General features: G+C 49.4%; 7 protein-coding genes. All 7 read right to left on the bottom strand.

Features of this window, described 5'->3' with window-relative positions; translation table 11 throughout:
* Window positions 1-7: 7 nt before the first annotated feature.
* Window positions 8-2,110, bottom strand: coding sequence for an elongation factor G (fusA, locus tag MKJ04_RS18845; protein WP_241643217.1), 2,103 nt, complete (start codon window positions 2,108-2,110; stop codon window positions 8-10).
* A gap of 2 nt (window positions 2,111-2,112) precedes the next feature.
* Entirely contained in the window at window positions 2,113-2,580 is a 468-nt protein-coding gene (rpsG, locus tag MKJ04_RS18840; protein ID WP_241643216.1) for a 30S ribosomal protein S7, read from the bottom strand.
* A 19-nt stretch (window positions 2,581-2,599) separates the two neighbouring features.
* The gene (gene rpsL, locus MKJ04_RS18835; protein ID WP_241643215.1) at window positions 2,600-3,010 is read right to left on the bottom strand and encodes a 30S ribosomal protein S12; all 411 of its coding nucleotides are present in this window, start codon (window positions 3,008-3,010) and stop codon (window positions 2,600-2,602) included.
* A gap of 105 nt (window positions 3,011-3,115) precedes the next feature.
* Window positions 3,116-3,433 (bottom strand): DUF3467 domain-containing protein, encoded by a 318-nt coding sequence (locus tag MKJ04_RS18830; RefSeq protein WP_241643214.1) that lies wholly within the window; start codon window positions 3,431-3,433, stop codon window positions 3,116-3,118.
* Between the two features lie 7 nt (window positions 3,434-3,440).
* Entirely contained in the window at window positions 3,441-7,754 is a 4,314-nt protein-coding gene (gene rpoC, locus MKJ04_RS18825) for a DNA-directed RNA polymerase subunit beta' (protein ID WP_241643213.1), read from the bottom strand.
* A 107-nt stretch (window positions 7,755-7,861) separates the two neighbouring features.
* Complete coding sequence (rpoB, locus tag MKJ04_RS18820) at window positions 7,862-11,734, bottom strand: DNA-directed RNA polymerase subunit beta (RefSeq protein ID WP_241643212.1); 3,873 nt, start codon at window positions 11,732-11,734, stop codon at window positions 7,862-7,864.
* A 159-nt stretch (window positions 11,735-11,893) separates the two neighbouring features.
* Window positions 11,894-12,274, bottom strand: coding sequence for a 50S ribosomal protein L7/L12 (rplL, locus tag MKJ04_RS18815; protein WP_241643211.1), 381 nt, complete (start codon window positions 12,272-12,274; stop codon window positions 11,894-11,896).
* Window positions 12,275-12,303 lie beyond the last annotated feature (29 nt).

Genomic DNA, 12,303 nt, shown 5'->3' with positions numbered 1-12,303 from the left:
TTTACTACTATTTAGCTGCAGTTCCTTTTAATTTGGCAATGATGGCATCTGCTAAGTTCTGCGGTACCTGCTCGTAATGCGAGAAGGTAAGCGACGCTGTAGCTCTACCAGAAGTAATGGTACGAAGGTCTGTTACATAACCGAACAGTTCAGAAAGCGGAACGTCGGCTTTTACCACAGTGGCGGTGCCTTTCGTATCCATACCTTTCATCAAACCTCTTCTTCTGTTTAAGTCACCTGTTACCGGACCAGTATACTCATCAGGTGTCACTACGTCAACACCCATGATCGGCTCAAGAAGTCTTGGCGCGCACTGCTTGCCAGCCTCTCTGAAACCTTGACGTGCAGCCAGTTCGAAAGACAATGCATCAGAGTCAACGTCGTGGAATGATCCGTGGAACAGACGCACTTTCATTGAATCGATAGGAAAGCCAGCAAGTATACCGTTCTTCATCGCCTCTTCGAAGCCTTTTTGGATAGCTGGTATGAATTCACGTGGAATCACACCACCCACAATAGCATTCTCGAATTCAAGCCCTTGCTTGCCGTCTTCACGTGGGCCCATGTTGAACACGATGTCAGCGAACTTACCACGACCACCAGACTGCTTCTTGAATACCTCACGGTGCTCAATAGACTTTGTGATGGTCTCTTTGTAAGCTACCTGCGGAGCACCCTGGTTTAGCTCAACCTTGAACTCGCGCTTCATACGGTCGATGATGATCTCCAGGTGAAGCTCACCCATACCTCTCAGGATCGTCTGGCCAGTCTCCTCGTCCGTGTTCACCTGAAGTGTTGGATCCTCTTCCACAAGCTTGGCAATCGCCATACCCATTTTGTCAGAGTCAGCCTGTGTCTTTGGCTCAATTGCATACCCGATTACTGGCTCAGGGAAGTCCATAGACTCTAGAACAATCTTCGCGCTTTGGTCGCAAAGGGTGTCTCCTGTTTTGATGTCCTTGAAACCTACCACGGCAGCAATGTCACCGGCAGCCAGTCTTTCGATCTGGTTCTGCTTGTTGGCATGCATCTGGAAGATACGGGAGATACGCTCTTTGTTACCAGAGCGCGTGTTGAAGATATATGAACCAGATTCCAGCACACCAGAGTAAGCACGCACAAAGCAAAGACGGCCTACATAAGGGTCAGTTGCGATCTTAAACGCAAGGCCTGCGAAAGGCTCGCTTTCACTTGGCTTGCGAAAAATATCCTCGCCTGTGTCTGGGTTTATACCTTTGATGCTCTCCTTATCCATTGGTGACGGGCAAAGCGCCATCACATAGTCAAGCATTGTCTGTACGCCTTTGTTCTTGAAAGATGAACCGCAAAGCATAGGCACAATGGCCATGTCGATGGTAGCGGCACGAAGCGCAGCGATGATTTCTTCTTCCGAAATTGAATCCGGATCCTCGAAATATTTCTCCATCAGCGTTTCGTCGTACTCAGCTACTGCCTCGAGAAGTTTCTCTCTGTACTCAGTAGCCTCCTCAACCATATCCTCTGGGATTGGAATTTCGGTAAAGGTCATACCCTTATCTTCCTCGTTCCAGATGATACCGCGGTTGTTTACCAGGTCCACAACACCTCTGAAGTTATCCTCGCCGCCAATAGGCAACTGAAGGGCTACAGCGTTGCTTCCCAGCATTTCTTTTACCTGCTTACAAACAGCAAGGAAATCAGCGCCAGAACGGTCCATTTTGTTAACGAATCCGATACGGGCAACCTTGTAGTTGTCTGCCAGGCGCCAGTTAGTCTCAGACTGAGGCTCCACGCCGTCAACGGCAGAAAAAAGAAACACCAGACCATCCAGTACGCGCAGTGAACGGTTTACCTCTACGGTAAAGTCAACGTGTCCGGGAGTGTCAATGATGTTGATATGGTAGCTGTCACCTCTGTAAGGCCAGGTAACTGTTGTCGCAGCTGAAGTAATCGTGATGCCACGCTCCTGCTCCTGCTCCATCCAGTCCATTGTTGCAGCGCCATCATGAACTTCTCCAATTTTATGGCTTACTCCTGCATAATATAATATACGTTCGGTCGTAGTGGTCTTACCGGCATCAATATGCGCGGCAATACCAATATTTCGTGTGTATTTTAAGTCTCTTGCCATTACTAGAATCTAAAATGTGAGAACGCTTTGTTCGCTTCTGCCATTCTGTGTGTGTCGTCTTTCTTCTTAACGGCAGCACCTTCACCTTTAGCAGCAGCTACTATCTCCCCTGCTAATCTGTCCTTCATTGTCTTCTCACCTCTCTTGCGAGCGTAGGAAATCATCCACTTGATTCCCAGAGATACTCTGCGGTCCGGACGAACCTCAGTCGGCACTTGGAAAGTAGCTCCTCCTACGCGACGGCTTTTTACTTCGACGCTTGGCATGACGTTGTTCAACGCCTTCTTCCACATCTCAAGACCGTTTTCCTTTGTCCTTTGCTCTACTATTTCTACAGCGTCGTAGAAGATACCATAAGCAACACTTTTCTTTCCGTCTTCCATCATGTAGTTAACGAAACGTGTTACCAATGTCTCTTTGTATTTTGGATCAGGAAGGAGTATTCTACTTTTCGGCTTTGCTTTTCTCATCGTATTAGTTCACTATAGATTATTTCTTTTTACCTTTTGTAGGAGCCGCAGCCTGTCCTGGTTTTGGTCGCTTCGCGCCGTACTTAGAACGTGACTGAAGACGTCCGCTTACTCCCGCTGTATCCAACGCTCCACGCACGATATGGTATCGCACACCTGGAAGGTCTTTTACTCTACCACCTCTGATCAGCACAATAGAGTGCTCCTGCAGGTTGTGGCCTTCACCCGGAATGTAGGCATTGACTTCCTTGCCGTTCGTTAATCGTACCCTGGCAACTTTACGCATCGCAGAGTTTGGCTTCTTAGGCGTTGTGGTATATACTCTTGTACATACTCCACGACGCTGTGGGCATGAATCTAGGGCCGGAGACTTTGACTTTGAAGTCAATTTCTCTCTTCCCTTTCTTACTAATTGCTGTATAGTAGGCATTTACAATCTGTTAATTATAGATTTTTTCTACTCAAAAATTCGGACTGCAAAGGTATGTAAATACGCTTGCAAATTCAAAATTTTAATTCATTAATTATTAGCACCTTAGGCCTCCCCTACCGTTCCCCCAAAGTTCATGGGGAAAGACGGGGCTTCGTCGGCATGCTTGATCTCGCCAAAGCTCGCCTCAAATTTCTTGACGTTATCGGCCAGAGCCGCCAATAATCGCTTGGCATGCTCTGGCGTGATAACGACTCTTGATTTTACTTTTGCTTTTGGCAGACCTGGCATCAGTCGTATAAAGTCAATCACAAACTCACTGCTGGAATGGGCGATCATAGCCAGGTTGGCATATTCGCCCTCCGCTATCTCCTCCGTCAACTCAATGTTTATCTGATTTTGCTTCTGCAGATCTTCCGCCATGTCCTTGTTATTTGCTTTGTAACTCCTGCTGTCTCTTGGTTGTCGCTTTCTTCGAGTCTACCAGTGCATCATACTCCTCCTGGCTTCCCACAATCAGCTTCTGATACTCTCTCAGTCCCGTACCTGCAGGAATCAAGTGACCTACGATCACGTTTTCTTTCAGACCAAGCAGTTCATCCGCTTTACCTTTGATAGCAGCCTCACTCAGCACCTTTGTCGTCTCCTGGAAGGATGCGGCAGATATAAAGCTTTGCGTACCCAAGGATGCCTGTGTGATACCCTGCAGCGTAGGTCTGGACACTGATGGCTGTGCATCACGCACAGTTACCAGTTGCATGTCACGGCGCTTCAGGCTTGAGTTCTCGTCACGCAGCTTTCTGGCAGTGATGATCTGGCCTGGCTTCATCGTTGCCGAATCGCCTGACTCTTCCACTACTTTCATGTCGATGATGCGGTCGTTCTCTTCCATGAACGTGATTTTGTCCACCACCTGGTTTTCCAGGAAGCTTGTGTCACCGGCGTCCACCACGATCACTTTCTGCATCATCTGACGCACCACTACTTCAATGTGCTTGTCGTTGATCTTTACACCCTGCAAGCGGTATACCTCCTGAATCTCGTTCACCAGGTATTCCTGCACGGCTCCCGGACCCTGTATGTTCAGAATGTCTGACGGAGTGATCGCTCCATCCGACAATGGCATACCGGCACGCACGAAATCATTGTCCTGCACCAGAATGTGCTTGGACAGGGGAACCATGTATTTCTTCTTCACACCGTCTTTCGACTCGATGTAAATTTCACGGTTACCGCGTTTTACGCTTCCGTAGGTTACCACGCCATCAATCTCAGACACAACGGCCGGGTTAGATGGGTTACGCGCCTCGAACAGTTCCGTCACACGTGGCAGACCACCTGTAATGTCCCTAGTCTTACCAATGGCACGCGGTATCTTCACCAGGATCTGGCCAGCTTTGATTTTCTCGCCGTTCTCTACCGTTAAGTGCGCGCCCACCGGAATGTTGTAGCCTTTCGACTCGCCGTTCTTCGGGTTCACGATAATGGCAGGGTTCTGCGTCTTGTCTTTTGTGTCGATGATTACTTTCTCACGGTAACCTGTCTGCTCATCCGACTCCTCACGGTATGTGATGCCTTCAATGATAGCCTCATACGCGATATCGCCGTCGAACTCAGACAGGATAACCGCGTTATATGGATCCCAGTTACACAACTGAGCTCCTTTCTCCACAGTCTGTCCATCAGTTACGTGTAGGAATGAGCCATACGGAACGTGGTTACTGATGAGCAGTTTGCCTGTGTTAGGGTCTACTACTCTTACCTCGCCTGAACGGCCCATCACTACTTTTACCGGAGCACCTTCGTTGTTCACTGTATCCAGTGAGCGAATATCTTCAAACTCGATCTTACCGCCGAACTTTGCCAGAATAGTGGCATCTACCGCAATGTTAGACGCCGTACCACCCACGTGGAAAGTACGGAGTGTCAGCTGTGTACCCGGCTCACCAATTGACTGTGCGGCGATAACACCAACAGCCTCACCACGCTGCACCATAAAGCCTGTCGCCAGGTTACGGCCGTAGCACTTGGCACAAATACCGCGCTTAGACTCGCAGGTGAGTACGGAGCGTATCTCTACAGTGTCGATTGCCGTCTCCTCAATAGCACGGGCAATTTCTTCTGTGATCTCGACGCCAGACTCAGCTACCAGCTCGTTGGTAATCGGGTCGTATACATCGTGCACCATTACACGGCCCAGGATACGCTCAGAAAGCGACTCCACGATATCCTCGTTGTCTTTCAGTGCACTCACTTCAAGGCCACGCAGCGTTCCGCAGTCTTCTTCGTTCACGATCACATCCTGCGATACGTCTACCAGACGACGGGTCAGGTAACCCGCATCGGCAGTTTTAAGGGCCGTATCGGCAAGACCTTTACGCGCACCGTGTGTAGAGATAAAGTACTCGATTACATCCAGACCTTCCTTAAAGTTGGAAAGGATCGGGTTCTCGATAATCTCACCCACAGAACCCTGCAGTGACTTCTGAGGCTTGGCCATCAGACCTCGCATACCACCCAACTGACGGATCTGCTCTCTTGAACCACGGGCTCCGGAGTGCATCATCATGAAGATAGAGTTGAAGCCTTGGTCGTCGTTCTCCAGACGGCGCATCAACGTTTCCGTGATCTGGTTGTTGATACGGGTCCAGATGTCAATTACCTGGTTGTAACGCTCGTTGTCTGTGATCAGACCCATAGAGTAGTTCTGCCATACGGCGTCTACATCTTTCTTGGCCTGAGCAACCAATATGTCTTTCTCTTTCGGTATCTGGATATCGCCAAGCCCCATTGACAGACCGCCTTTGTAGGCTGACTGGAATCCGAGTGTCTTGATATCATCCAGGAACTGAGCGGCGCGGGCCATACCTGTCTCCTTAAACACACGGGAGATGATCTGCTGCAGTTTCTTCTTCGTTAGCAGCTCATCAATGTAGCCAACTTCCTCGGGCACGAACTGGTTAAAGATAACGCGTCCGGCTACCGTCTCGATCAGCTTATGCTCAAGAACGCCTTGCTCATTTCTGATCGTGGCTCTTACTTTTATATATGCCTGCTTAGACAGACGCCCTTCGTTGATGGCGATGATCACTTCCTCTGCTGCGTAGAAGCTCATACCCTCACCCGGGATGTTTTCTGTTTCTGTGGTGCGCTTTCCTTTTGATACATAGTATAAACCTAGTACCATGTCCTGAGAAGGTACCGCGATAGGCGCACCATTGGCAGGGTTCAGGATGTTGTGCGACGCCAGCATCAGCATAGAGGCTTCCAGTACAGCAGCAGGTCCGAGTGGAACGTGCACCGCCATCTGGTCACCGTCAAAGTCGGCGTTGAATGCCGTACATACCAATGGGTGCAGCTGGATTGCCTTTCCTTCGATTAGTTTTGGCTGGAACGCCTGGATACCAAGTCTGTGGAGCGTAGGAGCACGGTTAAGGAGCACTGGGTGGCCTTTCAACACGTTCTCCAGGATATCCCAAACAACAGGGTCCTTGCGGTCTACAATCTTCTTAGCAGACTTCACCGTTTTCACGATGCCTCTTTCGATCAGCTTGCGGATGATGAACGGCTTGAAGAGCTCAGCTGCCATGTTCTTAGGCAGACCGCACTCATGCAGCTTTAGTTCAGGACCAACAACAATTACCGAACGGCCAGAGTAGTCAACACGCTTACCAAGCAAGTTCTGACGGAAACGCCCTTGCTTACCTTTCAGCATGTCAGAAAGCGATTTCAGCGCACGGTTACCTTCTGCCCGGACAGCGTTCACTTTACGTGAGTTGTCGAACAGGGAGTCAACCGCCTCCTGAAGCATACGCTTCTCGTTACGGAGAATCACCTCTGGCGCTTTGATCTCGATCAGACGCTTCAGACGGTTGTTACGGATAATAACGCGTCGGTATAGGTCGTTCAGGTCAGAAGTCGCGAAACGGCCACCGTCCAACGGAACGAGTGGGCGAAGTTCTGGCGGGATAACAGGCACCATACGGATGATCATCCACTCTGGTCTGTTCTCGATTCGTGTAGTAGCATCACGGAAAGCCTCTACAACACGCAGGCGCTTTAAAGCCTCTGCTTTACGCTGCTGAGAAGTCTCGTGTGCCGCTGCGTGGCGAAGCTCGTATGACAGGTCATCGAGGTTCGTACGCTCTAACAGCATTTGCAGCGCCTCGGCACCCATCTTAGCGATGAATTTGTTCGGGTCGCTGTTGTCCAGTTGCTGGTTCTCGCGCGGAAGCTTGTCTACCATGTCCAGGTATTCGTCTTCTGTCAGGAAGTCCAGTGTGTTCACACCGTCCTCTGCCAGAATACCCGGCTGGATTACTGCATATCGCTCGTAATAGATGATCTGGTCAAGCTTCTTGGTTGGTAAGCCTAACAGATATCCAATTTTGTTCGGAAGTGATTTGAAATACCAGATGTGCGCCACAGGAACTACCAGCTCGATATGGCCCATGCGCTCGCGGCGCACTTTCTTCTCGGTCACCTCTACACCGCAACGGTCGCAGATGATGCCCTTATATCTGATTCTCTTGTATTTTCCGCAGTGGCATTCCCAATCCTTTACAGGCCCGAATATTCTTTCGCAGAATAAACCACCCATCTCCGGCTTGTAAGTTCTATAGTTAATGGTCTCAGGCTTTGTCACCTCTCCGTTGGAACGCTCCAGAATGGATTCCGGGGAAGCCAGACTAATCGTTACTTTTGAGAAGTCCTGAGAAAGCTTTTTATTTTTTGCAAATGCCATATTATAAAATAATAATGTCGATACAATGAATTTGCTCTACAGCTACACCAGTATAAAGTGCGCTAAGCGCCCCGGCATCTATACCTTGGCGCTTAGCTTATACTTTACTACTCTAACGTAATCTCCAGTGCCAGGCCTCTTAGCTCGTGAATCAGTACGTTGAATGATTCCGGGATATTCGGCTTCGGCAACACGTCGCCTTTCACGATTGCTTCATAAGCTTTCGCACGGCCGATCACGTCATCTGATTTCACTGTAAGTATTTCCTGCAACACGTTAGAGGCACCGAAGGCCTCCAGCGCCCATACCTCCATCTCACCGAAACGCTGACCACCGAACTGGGCTTTACCACCCAATGGCTGCTGCGTGATCAATGAGTATGGTCCGATAGAACGCGCGTGCATCTTATCATCTACCAAGTGGCCCAGTTTCAGCATGTAAATTACACCTACTGTTACCGGCTGGTCGAAGCGGTCGCCGCTCAATCCATCGAACAGGTATGAACGACCGAACACAGGAAGTCCTGCCTCAGCCAGTTCTGCAGAAACCTGCTCTTCCGTGGCACCGTCGAAAATTGGCGTCGCATACGTTCTGCCTAACTTCAGACCTGCCCATCCAAGCACTGTCTCATATATCTGCCCGATGTTCATTCGGGATGGCACACCAAGTGGGTTCAACACGATGTCCATTGGGGTTCCGTCCTCCAGGAACGGCATATCCTCCTCACGAACGATCCTTGCTACCACACCCTTGTTACCGTGACGGCCTGCCATCTTGTCTCCCACCTTCAGCTTGCGCTTCTTGGCGATGTATACTTTGGCCAGCTGCACGATACCTGCCGGCAACTCGTCTCCTACCTCCAGTGTGAAACGCTCACGCTTGAAGTGCGCGGATACGATGTTTCTGCGCTTGTTGTAATTTTTCACAAGCTCAACCAGCATGCCGTTCGTTTTGTCGTCAGCAGTCCAGTTCTCCAGGATCAGATCCTTGAACATGTTCACTTCTTCCGGAACAGCGTAGTTGCTCTCGTCTTTATATGGGTTCTTCTCCGGGAACAATGCCTCTGAAATATTCTTTCTTGAGAACTTGGATCCTTTCGTCAGAATATCATCCCCAAACTTGTGCTTAATTCCTTGTGAAGTCTTGCCTTCCAGTAATGCTACAAGCTTGTCTGCCATCACGTTCTTGATCGCGATCAGCTCTTTGCTGTATTTTACCTTCAGCTCTTCAACTTCCTTCTTCGACTTGGCACGGAGGTTCTTGTCTTTCTTCGGACGTGAGAACAGCTTGGTCTCAATAACCACGCCATTTAATGATGGCGGCGCCTTAAGCGAGGCATCCTTCACATCACCGGCCTTGTCTCCGAAGATAGCACGGAGCAGTTTCTCCTCTGGAGTCGGGTCAGTCTCGCCCTTCGGTGTGATCTTTCCGATCAGGATATCTCCTTCACGAACCTCAGCACCGATACGGATAATACCGTTTTCGTCCAGGTTACGAACCGCCTCTTCACTTACGTTCGGGATCTCAGAGGTCAGTTCCTCCTCGCCACGCTTCGTTTCGCGCACCTCAAGCTCAAACTCCTCGATGTGGATAGACGTGAACACATCGTCACGCACTACTTTCTCGGAGATTACAATCGCATCCTCGAAGTTATACCCCTGCCAAGGCATGAACGCCACCTGCAGGTTACGGCCCAGTGCCAGCTCGCCTTCGTTTGTGGCATAGCCCTCGCACAACGGCTCTCCTTTGGTTACACGCTGGCCTTTTCTCACAATCGGAGAAAGGTTGATGCATGTATCCTGGTTTGTTCTTCTGAATTTGATCAATTTGTAGGTAACATACTCGGCGTCGAAAGAAACGAGTTTCTCATCATCGCTCAGGTCATACTTCACCACAATCTTGGTTGAGTCAACAAAGTCAATCTCACCTTCGCCTTCAGCGATAACCAGTGCTCTTGAGTCAATTGCTGCTCTCCTCTCCAAACCAGTACCTACTATCGGAGCCTGCGGCTTCAGAAGTGGCACGGCCTGGCGCTGCATGTTCGAACCCATCAGGGCACGGTTGGCGTCATCATGCTCCAGGAACGGAATCATTGATGCTGCCACCGACACAATCTGGTTCGGCGCAACGTCCATATAGGTATAAGTCTCTGGTGCTTCAACCGGGAAGTCACCTTCGAAACGTCCTTTTACAGTTGGGTTAACAAAGTTACCGCCATCGTCGATCACGGCGTTCGCCTGTGCGATGTGGTGGGTGTCTTCCTCCTCTGCTGTCAGGTACTCTACAGTACCGTCTATCACTACCTTACCTCCGATCACCTTTCTGTATGGTGTCTCGATAAAGCCCATGTGGTTCACGCGGGCGTGCACACACAGTGAAGAGATCAGACCGATGTTTGGTCCCTCTGGTGTTTCAATGGTACAAAGTCGTCCGTAGTGTGTGTAATGCACGTCACGAACCTCGAAACCGGCACGCTCTCTTGACAGACCACCTGGCCCCAGTGCTGATACACGACGCTTGTGCGTCACTTCAGCTAGTGGGTTAGTCTGGTCCATAAACTGAGACAGCTGGTTTGTTCCGAAGAACGAGTTGATCACAGAAGACAGCGTACGCGCATTGATTAGGTCAACAGGCTTGAAGTCTTCGTTGTCGCGCACGTTCATACGCTCTTTGATGGTACGGGCCATACGGGCCAGGCCAACGCCGAACTGTGCATATAGCTGCTCGCCTACCGTTCGTACACGGCGGTTGCTCAAGTGGTCAATATCATCGACAACAGCCTTGGAGTTGATCAGACCGATCAGGTACTTCACGATCAGGACGATATCCTCGTTGGTCAGCACTTTCGCTTCCCAGTTTGTGTCAAGGCCAAGCTTCTTGTTGATTCTGTAACGACCAACCTCGCCCAGGTCATAGCGCTTGTCAGAAAAGAACAGCTTCTGGATGATATCACGCGCTGTCTCAACGTCTGGAGCCTCTGTATTTCGCAGCTGACGGTAGATCTGCTCTACGGCCTCCTGCTCTGAGTTAGAGTTGTCTTTCTGAAGTGTGTTATAGATGATGGCGTAGTCCGCGATGTTCACGTTCTCGCGGTGCAGGATGATTGACTTCACACCTGAGTCTACGATCACGTCGATGTCTTCGGCAGTGATCTCAGAGTCACGCTCCAGAATCACTTCGTTACGGTCAATAGAAACTACTTCACCTGTATCCTCATCCACAAAGTCTTCCGTCCATGTTCTCAGAACGCGTGCGGCAAGTCGTCTTCCGATAGAGTTTTTCAGCGTGCCTTTGTCAGCCGGGATCTCCTCAGACAACCCGAACAGATCGAGGATGTCTTTGTCAGTACCGTAGCCGATAGCGCGTAGCAGCGTCGTAACCGGGAATTTCTTCTTGCGGTCGATATACGCATACATCACGTTATTCACGTCGGTGGCGAATTCAACCCAAGAACCTTTAAAAGGAATAATTCTGGCAGAATATAGTTTTGTGCCGTTTGTGTGCTTGCTTTGCGCAAAGAACACACCCGGCGAACGGTGCAATTGGGATACAATCACGCGCTCAGCTCCGTTTATTACAAAAGAGCCTTTCTCGGTCATATAGGGGATGTTACCCAAAAACACTTCCTGCTCAATTGTCTCAAAGTCCTCGTTGTCCTCATCGTTGCAGATCAGGCGAAGTTTTGCTTTGAGCGGCACGGAATACGTCAAGCCTCTGTCGATGCTCTCGTCAACGGAGTATTTAGGAGGGTCTATATGATAGTCGATAAACTCCAACACGAAGTTTTCTCTCGAATCTGATATGGGAAAGTTCTCGGCAAATACCTTGAACAAACCCTCCTGGGCTCTATTCTCCGCCGGGGTTTCCAACTGAAAGAAGTCCTGGAATGACTGAAGCTGAACATCGAGGAAGTCAGGATAGTCAATGACCGGATTAATAGAGGCGAAACTAATTCGCTCTGTCGTTCTATTGTTAGCCAAAGCCTTGGAATTTTAGTTAATGAACAGTTACACACACACAGAGTCCAAAACAACTGTGGGCAAAAAAAGGATCCAAGAAAACTTGAATCCATAACAAACAGGAAAAGACCTGACGAAACTGCCAGGTCTACCTGTTATCGGTATGTTGATATAGTGGGATTATTTAACCTCCACTTCAGCACCAGCTTCTTCCAAAGATTTCTTCAGTGATTCAGCTTCGTTTTTATCCACACCTTCTTTCAAGGTTTTAGGAGCGCCATCAACTAATTCTTTTGCCTCTTTCAGACCAAGACCAGTTAACTCTTTTACCAGTTTCACAACTGCTAATTTAGAGGCACCTGCTGCCTTCAGGACTACATCAAAAGAAGTTTTTTCTTCTGCAGCGGCTCCTGCTTCAGCGCCACCACCACCTGCTACCATCATTGGGGCTGCAGCAGCTGGCTCGATACCGTACTCGTCCTTCAGAATAGTAGCTAGTTCACTAACTTCCTTAACAGTTAAGTTTACTAACTGCTCAGCGAATGCTTTCAAATCTGCCATTTTTATTGAAATTAAAAGTTACTTATTGA

This window comes from Pontibacter sp. E15-1 (assembly GCF_022601975.1).
Classification (GTDB): Bacteria; Bacteroidota; Bacteroidia; order Cytophagales; family Hymenobacteraceae; genus Pontibacter.
This window is presented reverse-complemented; position numbering and strand designations above follow the sequence as displayed.